Below are 18,272 nucleotides of genomic sequence, written 5' to 3'. Positions count from 1 at the left end.
TCCGATTACACAATGAATCCGACCGCACAACGTATCAAATACCTGACCGACCTCCTCAACCACTACGCCTACGAATACTACACCCTAGATGCGCCCAGCGTACCCGATGCCGAATACGACAAATTGTTCCGCGAGCTTGAAGCGTTGGAGCGAAACTATCCCGAGCTCAAGCTGCCCGACAGCCCGACCCAGCGCGTCGGTGGCGAGCCTTTGGCAGGCTTTGCCGAAGTACGCCACGAAGTGCCAATGCTGTCGCTGACCAACGCCTTCTCGCCACAAGATGAAAACGGCGTGTTCGACCATGCCGAAATGTATGCTTTCGATGAGCGTGTTCGTGGCGGATTAAACGGAGAAAAACCGGAATACGTTATCGAGCCTAAATTTGACGGTCTCGCCATCAGCCTGCTCTACCGCGACGGCGTATTGATTCAAGCGGCAACCCGTGGCGATGGAACAACAGGCGAAGACGTTACCCAAAACGTCAAAACCGTATCCAACATTCCCCTGCGCCTGCATGGAGAAAATATTCCCGAGCTTATCGAAATACGCGGCGAAGTATTGATGCTCAAAGCCGATTTTGCCGCTTTAAACGCACGACAAGCTGAAAACGGACAAAAACCTTTCGCCAATCCGCGCAATGCCGCCGCCGGCAGTCTGCGCCAACTCGATTCGCGCATTACTGCACAGCGCAAATTGCATTTCTTCCCCTATTCCATCGCCCGACAACAAGGCGGTTTTATCGCAGAAGAACACCTGCAAGAGCTAGGCTACTGTAAAGAGCTTGGCTTCAGCCTGCCTGACGGTAATTTCGGCTGCTTCCCAAATATCGACGAAGTATTGGCGTTTTACGAGCAAATGCAGCAAAAACGCCCTACTCTACCCTATGAAATCGACGGCATGGTGGTCAAAGTCAACAGCTTGACGCAACAGCGCGAACTCGGCTTCATCTCACGTGCGCCGCGCTGGGCCATTGCCCACAAATTCCCCGCCGAAGAAGCATTGACCATTGTCGAAGCCATTGATGTACAAATCGGGCGCACCGGCGCAGTAACCCCGGTTGCCCGCCTGCAACCTGTATTCGTCGGCGGCGTTACCGTTACCAACGCCACCCTGCACAATCAGGACGAAGTGTCTCGAAAAGACGTACGCGTTGGCGATACCGTTGTCGTACGCCGCGCCGGAGACGTGATTCCCGAGGTAGTCCGCGTAATTTTCGAACGCCGCCCAATGCAAGAGGTTAACGTTACCGTTTCAGACGGCCTGCAAGACGATTTGTTTGCCGAAACACCTTCTAAAACCCAAGCCAAACCGCTGCACAAACCCTACCGCCTGCCCACCCATTGCCCTATCTGCCGTAGCGAAATCGAACGCGAAGAAGGCGAAGCGGTTGCCCGGTGCAGCGGCGGTATGCTTTGCCAAGCACAACGCGCGCAAGGTTTGATCCACTTCGCCTCACGCAAAGCCATGGACATTGACGGACTCGGTCAAAAACAAATCGAGCAGCTGGTCGCCCAAGACCTCGTCCGCCATTTCGCCGACCTCTACCGCCTCGATATTCCGACCTTGCAAAAAATGAAGGAAATGGCGGACAAAGCGTCAGCTAATGAGGAAGAACCATCAAACAGTGGGATTGGAGACTTTGAAGGCAAGACCGGCAATACTCTGCTTGTCAAAAACAATAAAAAACAGCCGACCAAATGGGCAGAAAACATCCTCGCAGGCATAGAAGCCAGCAAAACGCCTGAACTTGCCCGCTTCCTTTTTGCCCTCGGCATCCGTCACGTCGGTGAACGTACCGCCAAAACGCTGGCGCAGGCATTCGGTACGCTCGACCACGTCCGCCATGCACCCGAACCCATCCTCGCCTGTCTGCCCGATATCGGCACGGTGGTTGCCCACTCCATTGCCCACTTTTTTGCCCAAGAAACGCAACAGGCGATGATAGACGAACTGCTGGCTGTAGGTGTTGCCCCGCAAAGCCAGGCTGTTACCATCCCGCCGCTGCGCCATGCCGAGCCGCAACGCTGGATTGCCCGTCTGCCCGATTTTAAAATCAGCGAAACCAAAGCACTGGCCTTGTGGGAACTCGCCGGACAAAGTATAGAAGGTCTGCAAACCGACAAAGCATTACCTGCCGATTGGCAAATATGGCGCAGCAAACCGCAAAACGCAGCCCTGCTTGAAAATATGAAAACTTTCTTTGCTCAAACGCTGTCTAATCTTCAAGATGAAACTATTTCAGACGGTACTAATGAGGCCATAGCAGGTAAAACCTTTGTATTAACAGGGACTTTACCCACGCTCAAACGTGACCAAGCCCAAGCCTTGATCGAGGCCGCAGGCGGTAAAGTTTCCGGCAGCGTATCTAAAAAAACCGACTACGTTGTCGCCGGAGAAGCAGCAGGCAGTAAATTGGAAAAAGCCCAAACGCTGGGCATAGCCGTATTGAGCGAAGAAGAATTACTGTCGTTGCTGGGATAAGACAGTATCTATGAGCAATCCGCCTTTTAAACCGACTGATACTTTATCATGTGGTATTATCGTTACACACAATTACACTTTCGGGGGCTAAACCCTCAGACAAATAGGATACCAATATGAAACCCATTAAAAAATGCGTCTTCCCCGTTGCCGGTATGGGCACCCGTTTCCTGCCTGCAACCAAAGCCAGCCCCAAAGAAATGCTGCCTATCGTGGACAAACCTCTGATTCAATATGCAGTTGAAGAAGCGGTTGAAGCCGGCTGTACCGAAATGGTATTCATCACCGGCCGTAACAAACGCAGCATCGAAGACCACTTCGACAAAGCATACGAGTTGGAAACCGAATTGGAATTGCGTCAAAAAGACAAACTACTGGCGCACGTTCGCGATATTCTGCCTCCCAACATTACCTGCATGTACATCCGTCAAACTGAAGCATTGGGTTTGGGCCATGCCGTATTGTGCGCGCAGGCAGCCGTTGGTAACGAGCCTTTTGCCGTTATTTTGGCAGACGATTTGATTGATACGCCTAAAGGTGCGCTAAAACAAATGGTTGACGTGTACAACCAAAGCGGCAACAGCGTTTTAGGCGTTGAAACCATCGATCCCTCCCAAACCGGTTCTTACGGTATCGTCGAAGTCGAGCAGCTGAAAAACTATCAACGTATTATCAACATCGTTGAAAAACCCAAACCGGAAGAAGCGCCTTCCAACCTCGCCGTTGTCGGCCGCTACATCCTGACCCCGCGTATTTTTGACTTGTTGACCAACCTGCCGCGCGGTGCCGGCGGTGAAATCCAACTGACCGACGGTATCGCCCGCCTGCTTGATCATGAGTTTGTCTTGGCTCACGCATTTGAAGGCAAGCGCTATGACTGCGGCAGCAAATTGGGTTACCTTGAAGCGACTGTAGCTTACGGTTTGAAACACCCTGAAACCGGCGAACAATTTAAAGAATTGCTCAAGCAATACGCTTAAATTCAGCCATTATAAAAAGGCCGTCTGAAATTTCAGACGGCCTTTTTCTACACTTATTTCTTCCAATATGCCGGAGTAAACAAAATTAAAACGGTAAAAATTTCCAAACGTCCCAACAGCATCACTGCCGCACACAGCCATTTCTGCACATCGCTCAGCGCGGCATAATTATGCGACGGACCGACTGCACCCAAGCCCGGGCCGGCATTGGTAATACAGGCAATGACTGCCGTGAAGGCGGATAAAAAGTCTAAGCCTGCGGCCATCAGTAAAAAGCTGAATACGATGACCGTCATAAAATAAATAAAAATGAACGACATAACGGTCAGCGCCATACGATCCGGAATGGAGTTGTTGTTGACCTTTACCGTACGAACCGCACGCGGGTGCAGCAAAATCAACATCTCGCGCAAGCTGAATTTGAACAACACCAAAGCGCGCACATTTTTAATACCGCCGCCCATAGAGCCTGAGCTTGCCAAGACGTTCGACAGGAAAAACATCCACAACGACACAATCAGCGGCCATTGTGCAAAGTCAGCATTGGAGAAACCGCTGGCCAATCCGATAGACACAAAGTTGAAGCTGACAAAACGCAAAGCTTCGCCAAGGCTTTGGTACACGTCCTGCTGCCACAGATACAATGCCGAAATCAAAATACTGCCCGACAAAACCAGCAGCATGGTGCGGCATTCTTCATCCTTCCAATACACCCGCCAAGAGCGGTTGCCCAGCGCAGTAAAATGGCTGGCAAAATTGATACCGCCCCAGACAGTAAAAAACATCAACGTCCATTCGACTGCCAAGGAATCAAAAAAAGCAACGTTGTCATCATGCGTTGAAAAACCGCCCAAAGCCACGGCCGACATCGCATGGCATAAGGCGTCAAACCAGCCCATGCCGGCAATATGCAAGCACACAAAGGCAGCGGCAGTTGTCAGCGCATAAGCAAACCACAGCCGTTTGGCCACTTGCGAAATACGGGGAGCCATCTTGCTTTCTTTATCCATACCCGGAATTTCGGCTTTGAAAAGCTGCGTGCCCCCCACGCCCAACATCGGCAAAATCGCCACAGCCAGCACGATAATACCCATACCGCCAAGCCAGTTGAGCATGTGCCGCCAAAAGTTTACAGACGGCGCCAGCGTATCCAAGCCGGAAATCACGGTCGCACCTGTCGTCGTCAGCCCCGACATCGCTTCAAAAAACGCATCGGTAAAACTCATGGACGGCATATAGAAATAAATCGGCATTGCTGCCACGACAGCAAAAGCCAGCCACAGCATCAGTACCAGGGTAAATCCGTCGCGCGGCCGCAATTCACGGTTGAAACGCAGCGTCAGTACCCAAGTTACGCACGACACCAGCAATACGGTCAACGCCGTATAGGCAAATACGAAAAACGCGCTGTCGTGATAAAAATACGACATCAACGTCGGCACGGCCAACAGCAATGAAAACAACAGCCCCAGCTTGGACAATACATGGACAATCGGCATCACCTTGCTTACCGCACCACCCAATCTGAAACCCTTATGCAGATACATCATATTCCTATCATCAGAAAACAAAATGTTTCAGACGGCCTCATAAAAAAGGCCGTCTGAAACCGCATATTTTATCAAAATGCCGCAATCCCGTGATAAAGAAAAACAAAAAACACTTGCCTGCTCTTTTTCTAAGAGTATAATGTTATACCATAACATTTACTGGAGAAAGAAATGAAACCTGATATTCACCCGGACAACTATCGTACCGTTCTGTTTTACGACAGCGGCGCAGACCAAGGATGGCTCATCCGTTCATGCGCCAATACCCACGGCAAAACCATGGTTTGGAAAGACGGCATAGAATATCCCCTCTTTTCGCTTGATACTTCTTCCGCTTCCCACCCCGTGTACACAGGCAAACAACGCAATGTCAATATCGAAGGCCGCGCCAGCAAGTTCAACCAACGTTACCAATCCATGATGTCTTCCTTCAGAAAGGATAAATAATGCAAGTCCTCTCCTCCCTGAAAACTGCAAAAAAACGACACCGCGACTGCCAAATTGTCCGCCGAAAAGGCAAAGTGTACGTTATTTGCAAGAGCAACCCCCGCTTTAAAGCACGCCAGCGTTAGGCGGCCCAACCCATATTTCAATGTAACTCTCTGAATTTTCCGCACTTTCGTTTACCTCTAGCGCAAGTGCGGCTTTTTTTCAAACGGCATTAATCATTCATATCAAAACTACAACGAATCCTGCCATACTCCCGGAAACAGGAAGAAAAAGTAAATAATGGTTATCCCTATTGTGAAGCCATAAAGATATTTATAACATGCCGCTACATTCTCCCTTCAACACTGACCATAGGAGTCAAAAATGAAAGTAAAAGCCCTGCTTGCAATTGCCACCGCCATGAGCCTCGCTGCCTGCGCCGCACCCGAAGCCCATCAACATGACCATGGTCACCGTCACGAGCACAATCATGACCACGGCCGTGCACACGATCATGATGCCCGTGTTCAATCATTCAGCTGCGAAAACGGCCTGTCTGTACAAATCCGCAACCTGAGCACCGATCAAGTTGAATTGCGCCTTGACGACAAAGTTGCCACCCTGTCTTCTGCCGTTGCAGGTTCAGGCGAACGCTATGTTGCCAACCAAGGCTTGTTTGGTAAAGGCGCCGAATGGCATCAAAAAGGCAGCGAAGCATTCTTCGGCTTCACTGACCCATATGGCAATAAAGTAGAAACTTCTTGCTCTGCCCGCTAATTTCTACTTAAAAATAGAATAGCTAAAGGCCGTCTGAAAACTTTTTCAGACGGCCTTTTTAGTTTACACCCAAACTGCTTTAAAACTCATTATTACAAAATAGGCAGTCTGAAACCCGAATTTCAGGTTTTCAGACGGCCTTTATCTTAGACCAAACAATTAAGCGTAATGTCTGTCTTCGCCTTTACCGTCCACGTTGTCGGCACAACGTTTACAGATGGTTTCATGGCCTGCAACTGCGCCTACATCGTGGGTGTAGTGCCAGCAGCGTTCGCATTTTTCACCATCGCTGGCTTTAGCGGTTACAGCAAGTTCATCGCCTACTTTCACTTCGGCTTTAGACACCAGCAAAGCAAAACGCAATTCTTCGCCCAAAGTGTTCAGATAGTCGGCAATTTCTTCCGGAGCCGTAATTTCGGCTTCTGCTTGCAATGAAGAGCCGACAGTTTTGTCTGTACGCAAAGGCTCGATAGCGGCGGTTACGGCTTCGCGGGCTTCGCGGATTGCCGTCCATTTTTTCACCAGTTCGGCTTCAGCTTTTTCGTTGATTGGTGGGAACTCATGCCATGTGTGGAAGAGGACGCTGTCTTCTTCGCCGCCGCCGATGATGTCCCACGCTTCTTCGCCGGTGAAGCACAAAATCGGTGCAATCAAGAGAACCAAGCTACGCGTGATGTGGTACAGAGCGGTTTGTGCGCTGCGGCGGGCGTGGCTGTCAGCTTTGGTGGTGTAGAGGCGGTCTTTCAGGATGTCGAGGTAGAACGCGCCCAAATCTTCCGAGCAGAAAGAAACAATGTCTTTTACAGCAAAGTGGAAGGCGTAGCGAGGATAGAAGTCGCCTGCCAGACGCTCTTGCAGCTGACGTGCCAATACTAAGGCATAGCGGTCGATTTCCACCATGTCTGCCTGTTGCACGGCATCTTCAATAGGATTGAAGTCGCTGAGGTTGGCAAACAGGAAGCTCAAGGTGTTGCGGATACGACGGTAGCTTTCGGTAACGCGTTTGAGGATTTCTTTGGAAATCGCCAATTCGCCGCTGTAATCGGTGGATGCCGCCCACAGGCGCAAAATGTCTGCGCCGAACTCATTATAGACTTCTTGCGGTGCAACGACGTTGCCGATGGATTTTGACATTTTGCGGCCGTTTTGGTCAACCACAAAACCGTGGGTCAGAAGCTGTTTGTACGGAGCGCGACCCATGGATGAGGCGCAACCGGTCAGCATGGAGGATTGGAACCAGCCGCGGTGTTGGTCGCTGCCTTCGAGGTAGAGGTCGGCGGGCCAATCCAATTCTTCGCGCTGTTTCAAGACGGAATAATGGGTCGAGCCGGAGTCGAACCATACGTCCATCGTGTCGGAAAGTTTGTCGTAGTTTTCGCAATCTTCCGCGCTCAATAATTCGCTTTTATCGAGTGAGAACCATGCTTCGATGCCTTTTTCTTCGATGCGTTGTGCTACTTTCTCCAAAAGCTCGGCGGAGTTCGGATGTAGCTCGCCCGTTTCTTTGTGGACGAAGAAAGTCATCGGCGTGCCCCAGTAGCGTTGGCGCGAAACGACCCAGTCGGGGCGGCCTTCAATCATGGCTTCCAAGCGCGCACGACCCCATGATGGGAAGAATTCGGTGTCGTCCACGGCTTTGATGGCTTTGTCGCGCAGGGTTTTACCGTCGGCACCTCCTTTGTCCATACCGACAAACCATTGGCCGGTCGCGCGGTAAATCAGCGGGGTTTTGTGACGCCAGCAGTGGGCGTAGCTGTGTTCGATTTTGCTGCTTGCCAAAAGGTTGCCGGTTTCTTCCAGCCATTGCAGGATGACAGGATTGGCTTCCCAAACGCGCATACCTGCGACGCGCGGCGTTTCGCTGATGTATTTGCCTTCGGCGTTGACAGGGTTGTAAAGCTCGATACCGTATTTATTGCAGACAGCGTAGTCTTCCAAACCATGCGCAGGCGCAGTATGCACCAAGCCGGTACCGGCATCGGTGGTCACATGGTCGCCGTTGAGCATGGGAATATCGCGTTCGAGGAACGGATGGTTCATGTGCAAGTTTTCCAGCTTGTCGCCGGTGGTTTCTGCCAATACGTTCAGCTCATCTGAAGCAAAACCGTAGCGTTTGAGCACATCTTCTGCCAAATCCTTGGCCAACACCAATTTGCCTTTAGGCGTATCAATCAGTTGATACACCACGTCTGCACCAGCTGAAACAGCTTGGCTCGCAGGCAGCGTCCAAGGCGTGGTTGTCCAAATGACGGCAAACGCTGTGCCTTCGATACCTGGCAAACCGAATGCGGCGGCAAGCGCGGCATTGTCTTTAAACGGATAGGCAACGTCAATCGCAGGCGATACTTTGTCTTTGTATTCCACTTCCGCTTCCGCCAGTGAAGAACCGCAGTCCAAGCAGAACTGAACCGGTTTTGCACCGCGGTAGAGATAGCCGGACTTGTAGATTTCGCCGAGCATACGCACGGTATCGGCCTCGGTTTTGAAATCCATGGTCAGGTAAGGATTATCCCAATCGCCCAACACGCCCAAGCGGATAAAGTCTTTTTTCTGACGGGCAATCTGTTCGGCGGCGTATTCGCGGCACAATTCGCGGAAACGGGCTTTAGGCATGTCTTTACCGTGCAGTTTTTCTACCATCACTTCGATAGGTAAACCGTGGCAGTCCCAACCCGGTACATAAGGCGCGTCAAAACCGGCTTGGGTTTTGCTGCGGATAATGATGTCTTTGAGGATTTTGTTGACGGCATGACCGATGTGGATGTCGCCGTTGGCATACGGAGGGCCGTCGTGCAGGATGAATTTCGGACGGCCTTTGGCGATTTCGCGCAGTTTTTGGTAGCGTTTTTGCTCGTACCAGCTTTTCAGCCATGCAGGCTCGCGCTTGGCAAGATTACCGCGCATTGGAAACGGGCTTTCGAGCAGGTTTACGGTTTTACTGTAATCGGTCATTTTCTAATCTCTATTGTTGCGGTATTTCGGTTTCAGACGGTCTGATTGCTCATTTTAAAAAGAACAGGCCGTCTGAAAGAATTCAAAGGACTTATTGTAGCCCAATTGTCTTGATTTTATAAGCGTATAGAAGCGTTTCTATGGTTTCCAAACCTTTGCATCTTCCATATCTTGCAAAATTTGGGTTTTCAATGCTTCGATACTTTCAAATTTTTTCTCGTCACGCAGTTTGTGCAGGAAGCGGACGAAGATGCGCTGGCCGTACAAATCGCCGCTGAAATCGAACAGGTGGACTTCCAACTTTTGCGAACGATTGTTGCTGACAGTGGGGTTAAAACCAAAGCTGGCCACGCCTCGGCGCGTACCGAATGCGCCGTCAGCTTCGACGACAAATACGCCGCTGAGCGCATAATGATATGGGGGAAGCTGGACGTTGGCGGTAGGCGCGTTGATGGTGCGGCCGAGCTTTTGCCCGTGCTTGACCTTGCCGCTTAACACGTAATCGTGCCCCAACAGTTTTTTGGCGTATTCCAACTTGCCGTCTGAAAGGGCTTGGCGGACGGCGGTACTGCTGGTGCGGATGTCTTCAACGATAACGGACGGTGTGCACTCGGTTTGCATATCGGGCTGTTGTGCCAAAAGCTCAAAACAGCCTTCCCGACCCGCACCGAAACGGAAATCATCGCCAATCAGCAGATAACGCGTATTGAGCGTTTTTCGCAAAAGCCGGTCGATAAACACTTGCGCGCTCATCTCGGAAAAAGTTTGGTTAAAGCGCAAAACCCAAACGGCATCCACACAGCCGGTTTCACGCAAAAGGCGCAATTTGGTACGCAGCGGACTAATGCGGTAAGGCAGCTTTTTCCCGGCTTTACGCGCAAAAAACTCTTTGGGCTGAGGCTCAAAAATAACAACGACAACAGGCAGACCGCGCCGGTCTGCCTCTCGTTTGAGTTTTTGCAGGATATGTTTGTGCCCGAGGTGTACGCCGTCAAAGTTGCCGATGGTTACGGCGGCTCCTTGCGGAAATTGGGGCGGGTGTCGCTGTCCAAGCCAGATGTTCATGGGTGGTGGGTAGTGTGTTTGAATAGGCGGCTATTGTAAACGTTATTGCCGTTTCAATAAACCTTAGGCCGTCTGAAACCAATAAATATATGCTTTCAGACGGCCCTAAAGTTTGTTAATACCTTACCACCACCAAGGATAACGGCCAAACGGATAACCCCAATCGTCGTAATAGCGATAGTAACGGGCTTCGCGCAGCTGTTCTTGGGAAATATAGTTTTGCCATGCCATTTTGTAGCAGGCTTGAAACATCGGGTCGGAAACTTTGTCGATATATTTGAGGCGGAAGGCTTTTTGTTCCGCAGTTGCTACACCGGGTTTGCCTTCTTCTTCAAATTTGCGGCGGATCAGCGCGGCTGTTTCCTGATCGCATTGGGCGGCAAGATTGACTTGAAGTTCCTGCTCATAGCGTTTCTGCGCTTGGGCGCGTGCGGCTTTTTGCTCGGGCGTGGTGGCGCAGGCGGCCAGCAATGCGGCAGCACCAAACAATAAGGTCAGGCGGATAGGATTCATTGGATGTTTCCTTATACTCATATATGGCTATTAATGTACGCTCTCGTCTTGCAATGGGCAAGTGTGGCAACTTAGGAACACTTTATATTATTTGTTCTTATCGGCAGGCAGTTGCATATAAAATATACTCTGTATGAATGTTTAACTCCAAACCCACTCAATGAACGCTGACAAACCGCCCCACTCCTACCGATTGCGCCACCACAGGCAACACACGCCGCCGTTTTGGCAGGCGGATCGCCCGTATCTGCACGAACACAATATTTCCGATGCCCGTTTTAGACGGCTGGGCTACATCATGGCCTTTCTTGCCGGTGCGATTAATGCCGGCGGTTACTTCGCATTCTCACGTTATACCTCCCACGTTACCGGCTCAATGTCGCTGTTGGCAGATGTTTTGTATCTTCAAGAGTGGAGTGTGGCCATTATTGCCACAATCAGCGTGTTGTGTTTTGTTGCCGGTGCCGCGCATTCGGGTTGGGTAATTTTATGGACGCAGCAAATGCGTTTCCGTGGCAGCTTTGGGTTTTCCATGTGGCTGGAAGCAGTTTATCTGTTGATATTCGGTTGGTTCGGTATCGCTGCGATGGAGTGGGATTTTGGCGGCTCTGATTTTATTATGCCGTCTTTAGCATTGTTTTTATTGTGTTTTATTATGGGCATGCACAATACGGTTATCACGCTTCTTTCCGGCGGCGCCATCCGCTCCACCCACATGACCGGCACGGCGACCGACTTGGGCATTGAAATTTCACGCGCGCTTTATTACTCCAAACAGCATCATCCGCGCCTGCCGCACGTCCGCATCAACAAACCGAAAATGTGGCTTTTGAGCGGATTGATGTTGTCGTTTTTGCTGGGCGGTGTGGTTGGCGCATGGGGTTATCATCTGGTCGGCCATCATTTCGCCCTGCCCGTTTCCGCCGTTTTGCTCATACTGGGTGCGGGTTCGGTGGGATATGACGTCAAGGTCAGATTGAAATGGGCATTCGTCAACTGGTATCGCCGCAAGCAGAAAAAACGGAAGAAACTGTAAAAAACTTTGCTTGTTATTTCGTGGCAAAACGGCCAAGCTGCCAGAAAAATGCAGAAATGCTTCAGAATTATGTTAACTGGCAAATATTTTCGTAATATCGGGTTAAACCCATTCTTTTGCGTTTCGGATATTGGGTATCATAAATCCGTAATGACCCACGCGGTTTTTATTCATTTTTTTCAGACGGCCCGAGCCGTCATCTAAAAAGAGGATACGACATGAAATTCTTGAAACCCCTGACCGTTATTGCCACTGCAATTCCTTTGGCGCTCACCGGCTGTGTAACCGATCCTGTTACCGGCCAACAATCCGCCAGCAAAACCGCTATGTACGGTTTGGGCGGTGCGGCTGTTTGCGGCATCGTTGGTGCGCTGACCCACGGTGGTAAAGGCGCGCGTAACTCCGCATTGGCTTGTGGTGCAGTAGGTGCCGGTATCGGCGGTTACATGGACTACCAAGAGAAAAAACTGCGTCAAAGCCTGGCCAACACCAACATCGAAGTTGAACGTCAAGGCAACCAAATCAAACTGGTTATGCCTGAAAACGTAACCTTCGCTACCGGCAGCGCTGCCCTGAGCGGCCATGCTCAAAGCGCCTTGTCTGCCGCCGCGCAAACTTTGGTTCAATATCCTGACACCACTTTGACCATCAACGGCCACACCGACAATACCGGCAACGATGCCATCAACGAACCATTGTCTCGCAACCGCGCCGAATCTGTTGCCACCTTCCTGCAATCCCGTGGCGTAAGCAGCACCCGTTTGAGCACTTTCGGTTACGGCTCCCGTCAACCAATCGCCTCCAACGCTACTGTTGAAGGCCGTGCACAAAACCGCCGCGTTGAAATCTTGATCAACCCTGACCAACGCGCCATTGACGCCGCTAAAAAACAAATGTAATCCGACATCTGTCTGATTCCCATACTCAAGGCCGTCTGAAATTTCAGACGGCCTTTTTCTTTGTGGATTTTGTTTGCAATTTCTTCTCCGCAACCAAACCTGTCATAAAATTTATTCTTTTATTAACAAGACTTTTCAATTTTTCCTTCAAAAAAACTGTATTAATACTCTAATTTTTACACTAACTTAGAGTATAATTCCTAAAATTTTAAAAACACGCCTCATGCCGTCTGAAAAACGGCGGCGAAAAACACACTTATTTATATACACATCAGTCCGTTATCCAATCCATTTCATAGGATTTCAGACGGCACCATCCAGAATCTATGAAGGAGCATCCATGCAAAACAACTTTGACCCATTGATTATCCGTGGCAAATCACTGATTCCCGTCGTACAAGGCGGTATGGGTGTAGGCGTTTCCGCATCAAAACTCTCCAGCGCGGTTGCGCGCGAAAACGGCGTAGGTACCATCGCCAGCGTCGATTTGCGCCACTTGCACGAAGATTTGCTGGCCGAATCAAAAATCGATTCCAGCGAAGAAAAATACACCCGCCTCAACTGCATCGCGCTTGACCGTGAAATCAAAAAAGCCAAAGCCGATTCAGAAGGCAAAGGCATGATTGCCGTCAACGTCATGAAAGCCGTAAAAGACCATGCCGCCTACGTCCGTCAGGCCTGCGAATCCGGTGCGGACGCGATTGTAATGGGCGCGGGTTTGCCTTTGGACTTGCCGGAAATGGCCGAAGGCTATCACAAAGATGTCGCCCTTTTCCCTATCTTGTCCGAATCACGCGGTATCAATATCGTTTTGAAACGTTGGATGAAAAAAGGCGTTTTGCCCGATGCCATCGTTATCGAACACCCTGCCCACGCGGCCGGCCACTTGGGTGCGGCAACCGTTGACGGCGTGAACGATGCCAAATTCGAGTTCAAACGCGTTATTGAAGAAACGTTTGAAGTATTCAAAAACTTGGGCTTGGAAAGCGAAAAAATCCCGTTGGTACTCGCCGGCGGTATGGCAAACTTTGAAAAAGTCAAAACAGCCTTGAAAAACTGGGGCGCGTCCGCCGTTCAAATCGGTACCGCATTTGCCGTGACCGAAGAAGGCGATGCCCACATCAACTTCAAGAAAACGCTGGCCGGTGCGGAAACCGAAAAAGTGGTTGAATTCATGTCTGTTGCCGGTTTGCCTGCTCGCGGTGTGCGCACCAAATTCCTCGACAGCTACATCAAACGCGAAGCCAAATTGCAAGCCAATGCCAAAAATGATCCGCGCCGTTGCACCCAAGGCCTGAACTGCCTGACCAGTTGCGGCTTGCGCGATGGTTTGGCCAAAGCCGGCCAATTCTGTATCGACATCCAACTTTCCGCAGCATTCCGCGGCGAAGTCGACAAAGGCCTGTTTTTCCGCGGTAAAGACCCGCTGCCATTTGGCAACGCCATCCGTACGGTTCAAGAAACCATTCATTATCTCTTGAACGGTTCCCTACCCGTCGCCCCTGCCAAATAAACACATCAATATTCAAAAGGCCGTCTGAAAAACATTTAAACCTTGTTTCAGACGGCCTTTTTGTCCCAATCCATCTAAAAAATGCTAAGATTATTGCCTTAATTTATCAGCAGAAACATCATGAACCCATTATTGAACCATCTCAAACCCTATCCTTTCGCCCGCCTGCGTGAAGCCATGCAAGGCATTGATGCACCCGCAGGCATGACGCCTATTCATCTGCAAATCGGCGAACCGAAACACCCGACGCCCAAAGTCATTACAGATGCGCTGACCGCCTCCCTGCACGAACTGGAAAAATATCCGCTGACCGCAGGCCTGCCTGAACTGCGCCAAGCCTGCGCCGAATGGGTTGCCCGCCGTTATGATGGTTTGAGCCTCAATCCCGACAATGAAATCCTACCGGTATTGGGTAGCCGGGAAGCGTTGTTCTCTTTTATCCAAACCGTTTTAAATCCGGCTTCAGACGGCCCTAAACCGGTCGTTATCAGCCCTAATCCTTTCTATCAAATTTACGAAGGCGCGACTATTTTGGGCGGCGGCGAAATCCATTTTGCCAACTGCCCTGCACCCAGCTTCAACCCCGATTGGAGCAGCCTGCCCGAAGACGTATGGCGGCGCACCAAAGTCCTGATTGTCTGCTCGCCCAACAATCCGAGCGGCAGCGTCCTGCAATTAGAAGACTGGAAAGAAATTTTTGATTTGCAAGACAAATACGGCTTCGTTATTGCCTCTGACGAATGCTATTCCGAAATTTATTTTGACGACAACAAACCGATCGGTGGCTTGCAGGCTGCGGCGCAATTAGGGCGCGGCACGCACAACATTATTATGTTTACCAGCCTGTCCAAACGCTCCAATGTCCCCGGTTTGCGTTCCGGCTTTGTCGCAGGCGATGCCGAGTTGCTCAAAAACTTCCTGCTCTACCGCACCTACCACGGCAGCGCGATGAGCATTCCTGTCCAACGCGCCAGCATTGCCGCTTGGAACGACGAAGAACACGTCATTGCCAACCGCCGCCTCTACCAAGAAAAATTCGACCGCGTCATTCCGATCTTGCAACAGGCATTCGATGTCAAACTGCCTGACGCATCGTTCTACATTTGGCTGAAAGTTCCCGACGGCGACGACTTGGCATTCACGCGCAACCTGTGGCAGAAAGCCGCCATCCAAGTGTTGCCCGGCCGCTTCCTTGCCCGCGATACCGAGCAAGGCAATCCGGGCGAAGGCTACGTCCGCATCGCTTTGGTTGCCGACGTGGAAAGCTGTGTCAAAGCGGCTGAAACCATTGTTTCGCTCTACCGCTGACGATTAAGCAAACAAAGGCCGTCTGAAACTTTAGACGGCCTTTTTATTAAATAATCGGATAATTTATATGGTGAAGTCCAGAAGGTAGAAATCTTCTTTACCTACGCCGCATTCAGGGCATTTCCAGTCGTCGGGGATGTCTTCGAACTTGGTGCCTGCCGGCAGGCCGTGTTCGGGGTCGCCGACATCTTCATCGTAAATCCAGCCGCAAGGGCCGCACATATATTGAGCCATTTTGTGTTCCTTCCATTTTTAAAGGCCGTCTGAAACCGTATTTTCAGACGGCCTTTCGTGTATCTTATTGTTGATACTTTGAATTTATTGCGCTGCTTCCAAAGCGGCGATTTCTTTACGCAGGTGTTTGATGGCCGGTGTTACGATGGCGACGAACATGGCCTCGCGGACGCGGCGTTGTGCCGGGCTGCGCATCAGATAACCTTTCGCGCCTGCATGCAATGCGGCAGATTGAGTGGCGTTCAGTGCCAATACGGCAGCCGCTTCACGTAGTTTCAAGGTTGCCAGTGTATCGGGTTTATTGTTCCACGCATCATCGGCAAGACGTTCGGTTTCCGCCCATGCGCCGTCCAAAGTGGCTTTCAATTCATCGTAGCTGTGGTCGAGGTATGAGTTTACTTCCGCGTTCACCACATTGGCCATGCGGATAATGCCGAGCGCACCGTCAATCACACCGGCGCCGATACCTATTTGCAGCAGAATGAAACCGGCTTTAATGGTCGGGATATAAGACTGGAACTGCTCAGGCGTAGCAATCACATCTTCATCGGGAATAAACACGTCTTTAAAATTCAGGCTGTAAGTGCGCGTACCTTCCAAACCGCAGAACTCAGGGCAGTTTTGCAGGGTAACGCCTTCCCATTGGCCGCCGGTGATAAACATCACATAGCTGTCGCCGATTTGGGCGGTATTTGCCCAAATGTGGTCTTCGCCAATATTGGATACCCAAGGCAAAGCGCCGTTGATTTTGTAGCCGCCTTCGACGCGCTCGGCTTGCAAGTTGTGTTTTTCGATACCGGCAAGGTGTTTGACGGTATTGGACATGCCCGTACCGGCCAAAACTTTGCCCTGCAGAATATCGGCCAAATATTTGTCTTTGACCGCTTGGTTAGGCGATTGGTGCAGATACCACGCGCAAGCCGCCTGACACCATGCGCTGAACGAAGTCGCGCCGCATTCTTTACCGATTTCGCGCAATACGGCGATTTGCGTTGCCAAACCCAAACCGTTGCCGCCTTCTTCAACCGTACCGGTTGCGGCAAAACCGCCGATTTTGCCCAATTCCAGCATAAATTCTTTCGGGTACAGTCCCTTGCGGTCGATGTCGTCCACCAATGGTTTTAATTTGCTTTTAACGAGTTCGGTAACATTGTTCAGTAAAGCTTCGCGTGTCATTTTTTTTCCTCTGGATATTTTGGCGATATTGAGTTCTTTTAAGAAAGGCCGTCTGAATTTTCAGACGGCCTTTGATGGGATTAGGCAAATGCCTGCAATTCAGGGTTGATTTCGGTTTTGGCAAGGTTGTTGACGTAGTTGCACAAGGTTGCCAAAGCAACACCCATAACGACTTCAACGGCTTGCTGTTGGTTGTAGCCTGCATCGAAGAAAGCTTTCAGCTCGTCGTCGGATACCGCGCCTTTTTTCGCCATAACGGCTTGGGTGAATGTTGCCAAAGCACCCAGTTTGGCATCGTCAAACTCGCCTGCAGCCAATGCGCGTGCGGCTTTGATGGATTGTTCGGACAGCAGTTTTTTCAAGGTAGCCAGTTTGGTGTGGCCGGCAACGCAGAAACCGCATTCGTTAGTACGGGCGGCAATGATTTGAATAACTTCAACTTCGCCGTCAGTCAGGCTGTTGGCCGCATTCAGCTTACCAACTTCTTGATAAAACGCCAAAGCTTCAGGCGCATTGGCCAAAACGCCGATCAGGTTAGGAATAAAGCCGTTGTTTTTCAATACGGCTTCAATGCGTGGTTTAGCAGCTTCAGGAGCGGTTTCAACTGTGTGTATGGTCAAGCGAGACATGTGTATAACCTTCTTATCTGGTGAAATGGAGTGCCCATCATAAGCCATCCGCCTCCATCAGAAAAAGACTTATTGGTTATTTGCCGCGAACCAAAAGTTATAAGGCCGTCTGAACGGATTCAGACGGCCTTATCAAATGATTCAACTCATTATTTCATAAAGTTTTTCAGCAGCATAGAAGCGATGTCGTCCAAGCCGAAACCATCCGCATCTTGAGCCGTGCCGTTAGGCGTGGCTTTATCGACCAAGTCAGGCAATACTTTTGCCAACAAATCGCCTGCTTGACCGGCATCCACGCCGAATTTTTGCGCGATTTGGTTTACGGTATCGCTGCCCAAGGCATTTTGCAGGTCGCTACCGGATACAGGCAGGTTGCTGGATTGGTTGGACACCCAGCTGCTCAGTGCATCGCCCAAACCGCCTTGTCGCAGTTGGTTGATCAGGTTGCCCACGCCGCCTTGCTGCTTAACCAAATCCATCGCCATATCGGTCAGAGAACTTTGTGCGCCGTTTTCGCTGTTGCCACCCAACATTTGGGTAGCCGCATTCAAAAGATTGTCCATGAGTGCCATGACTTTTTCCTTGTATTTATGTCTAAAAAAAGAAAACGGAGTGTAGCAAAATTTGCACTGAAAAAAATCAGGCTTAACCAAACTAAACTTCTTTTATCCCAAAGCCGTAACAAAACAAAAGCCGTCTGAAACCCAGTTTCAGACGGCCTTTATAATGA

The 18,272-nt window shown here is 50.5% G+C and carries 17 protein-coding genes; 9 read left to right on the top strand and 8 right to left on the bottom strand.

Features of this window, described 5'->3' with window-relative positions; all coding sequences use genetic code 11:
• The first annotated feature begins 12 nt into the window (after nucleotides 1-12).
• Nucleotides 13-2,481, top strand: coding sequence for an NAD-dependent DNA ligase LigA (gene ligA, locus HMPREF2551_RS04945; RefSeq protein ID WP_070837533.1), 2,469 nt, complete (start codon nucleotides 13-15; stop codon nucleotides 2,479-2,481).
• Nucleotides 2,482-2,597: 116 nt separating this feature from the next.
• Nucleotides 2,598-3,461: a UTP--glucose-1-phosphate uridylyltransferase GalU gene (galU, locus tag HMPREF2551_RS04940; RefSeq protein WP_003747291.1), complete on the top strand. Its 864-nt coding sequence runs from the start codon at nucleotides 2,598-2,600 to the stop codon at nucleotides 3,459-3,461.
• Nucleotides 3,462-3,514: 53 nt separating this feature from the next.
• On the opposite strand, the gene HMPREF2551_RS04935 is transcribed toward galU, so the two are convergent.
• Nucleotides 3,515-5,011 carry a TrkH family potassium uptake protein gene (locus HMPREF2551_RS04935; RefSeq protein WP_070837531.1) on the bottom strand — a complete coding sequence of 499 codons (1,497 nt, stop codon included), beginning with the start codon at nucleotides 5,009-5,011 and terminating at the stop codon, nucleotides 3,515-3,517.
• 171 nt (nucleotides 5,012-5,182) lie between these two features.
• Between HMPREF2551_RS04935 and HMPREF2551_RS04930 the strand changes: the two genes are divergently transcribed.
• From HMPREF2551_RS04930 to HMPREF2551_RS04920, 3 genes are all read left to right on the top strand, one after another.
• Nucleotides 5,183-5,458, top strand: coding sequence for a type B 50S ribosomal protein L31 (locus HMPREF2551_RS04930; protein WP_003747294.1), 276 nt, complete (start codon nucleotides 5,183-5,185; stop codon nucleotides 5,456-5,458).
• Nucleotides 5,458-5,583, top strand: coding sequence for a type B 50S ribosomal protein L36 (gene ykgO / locus HMPREF2551_RS04925; RefSeq protein WP_003685279.1), 126 nt, complete (start codon nucleotides 5,458-5,460; stop codon nucleotides 5,581-5,583). Before HMPREF2551_RS04930 ends, ykgO begins: the two co-directional genes overlap by 1 nt.
• Nucleotides 5,584-5,824: 241 nt before the next feature.
• Nucleotides 5,825-6,217, top strand: a complete 393-nt coding sequence (locus HMPREF2551_RS04920; RefSeq protein WP_070837529.1) for an MliC family protein — start codon at nucleotides 5,825-5,827, stop codon at nucleotides 6,215-6,217.
• Between the two features lie 159 nt (nucleotides 6,218-6,376).
• Here HMPREF2551_RS04920 and ileS read toward each other — a convergent pair whose 3' ends face one another.
• The 3 genes from ileS to HMPREF2551_RS04905 all read right to left on the bottom strand — a co-directional run bounded on the left by ileS (nucleotide 6,377) and on the right by HMPREF2551_RS04905 (nucleotide 10,747).
• A complete protein-coding gene (gene ileS / locus HMPREF2551_RS04915; protein ID WP_070837527.1) occupies nucleotides 6,377-9,169 on the bottom strand; it encodes an isoleucine--tRNA ligase in 2,793 nt (930 codons plus the stop codon).
• A gap of 138 nt (nucleotides 9,170-9,307) precedes the next feature.
• Nucleotides 9,308-10,234, bottom strand: coding sequence for a bifunctional riboflavin kinase/FAD synthetase (gene ribF / locus HMPREF2551_RS04910; RefSeq protein WP_070837525.1), 927 nt, complete (start codon nucleotides 10,232-10,234; stop codon nucleotides 9,308-9,310).
• Nucleotides 10,235-10,357: 123 nt separating this feature from the next.
• Nucleotides 10,358-10,747 (bottom strand): hypothetical protein, encoded by a 390-nt coding sequence (locus HMPREF2551_RS04905; RefSeq protein WP_070837523.1) that lies wholly within the window; start codon nucleotides 10,745-10,747, stop codon nucleotides 10,358-10,360.
• Nucleotides 10,748-10,907: 160 nt separating this feature from the next.
• On the opposite strand from HMPREF2551_RS04905, the gene HMPREF2551_RS04900 reads away from it, so the two are divergent.
• From HMPREF2551_RS04900 to dapC, 4 genes are all read left to right on the top strand, one after another.
• Complete coding sequence (locus tag HMPREF2551_RS04900) at nucleotides 10,908-11,783, top strand: YoaK family protein (protein ID WP_070837521.1); 876 nt, start codon at nucleotides 10,908-10,910, stop codon at nucleotides 11,781-11,783.
• Between the two features lie 218 nt (nucleotides 11,784-12,001).
• On the top strand, nucleotides 12,002-12,682 hold the full coding sequence (locus HMPREF2551_RS04895; protein WP_004520099.1) for a YiaD family glycine zipper/OmpA-like lipoprotein: 681 nt from the start codon (nucleotides 12,002-12,004) through the stop codon (nucleotides 12,680-12,682).
• A gap of 340 nt (nucleotides 12,683-13,022) precedes the next feature.
• A complete protein-coding gene (locus HMPREF2551_RS04890) occupies nucleotides 13,023-14,195 on the top strand; it encodes an NAD(P)H-dependent flavin oxidoreductase (protein ID WP_070837519.1) in 1,173 nt (390 codons plus the stop codon).
• 120 nt (nucleotides 14,196-14,315) lie between these two features.
• A complete protein-coding gene (gene dapC, locus HMPREF2551_RS04885; RefSeq protein WP_070837517.1) occupies nucleotides 14,316-15,503 on the top strand; it encodes a succinyldiaminopimelate transaminase in 1,188 nt (395 codons plus the stop codon).
• A gap of 63 nt (nucleotides 15,504-15,566) precedes the next feature.
• Here the strand turns inward: dapC and HMPREF2551_RS04880 are convergent, their stop codons facing one another.
• From HMPREF2551_RS04880 to HMPREF2551_RS04865, 4 genes are all read right to left on the bottom strand, one after another.
• Complete coding sequence (locus tag HMPREF2551_RS04880) at nucleotides 15,567-15,737, bottom strand: rubredoxin (RefSeq protein ID WP_003747315.1); 171 nt, start codon at nucleotides 15,735-15,737, stop codon at nucleotides 15,567-15,569.
• Between the two features lie 84 nt (nucleotides 15,738-15,821).
• Nucleotides 15,822-16,913, bottom strand: a complete 1,092-nt coding sequence (locus HMPREF2551_RS04875; protein ID WP_070837516.1) for an acyl-CoA dehydrogenase family protein — start codon at nucleotides 16,911-16,913, stop codon at nucleotides 15,822-15,824.
• 80 nt (nucleotides 16,914-16,993) lie between these two features.
• Entirely contained in the window at nucleotides 16,994-17,542 is a 549-nt protein-coding gene (locus HMPREF2551_RS04870; protein WP_070813840.1) for a carboxymuconolactone decarboxylase family protein, read from the bottom strand.
• A 149-nt stretch (nucleotides 17,543-17,691) separates the two neighbouring features.
• Complete coding sequence (locus tag HMPREF2551_RS04865) at nucleotides 17,692-18,114, bottom strand: YidB family protein (protein ID WP_070837514.1); 423 nt, start codon at nucleotides 18,112-18,114, stop codon at nucleotides 17,692-17,694.
• Nucleotides 18,115-18,272: the final 158 nt, after the last annotated feature.

Origin of the sequence: Neisseria sp. HMSC066H01 (assembly GCF_001837375.1) — a bacterium.
Taxonomy (GTDB): Bacteria; Pseudomonadota; Gammaproteobacteria; order Burkholderiales; family Neisseriaceae; genus Neisseria.
Note: the sequence above shows the minus strand (reverse complement) of the source record. Positions and strands in the feature narration are given on the sequence as shown.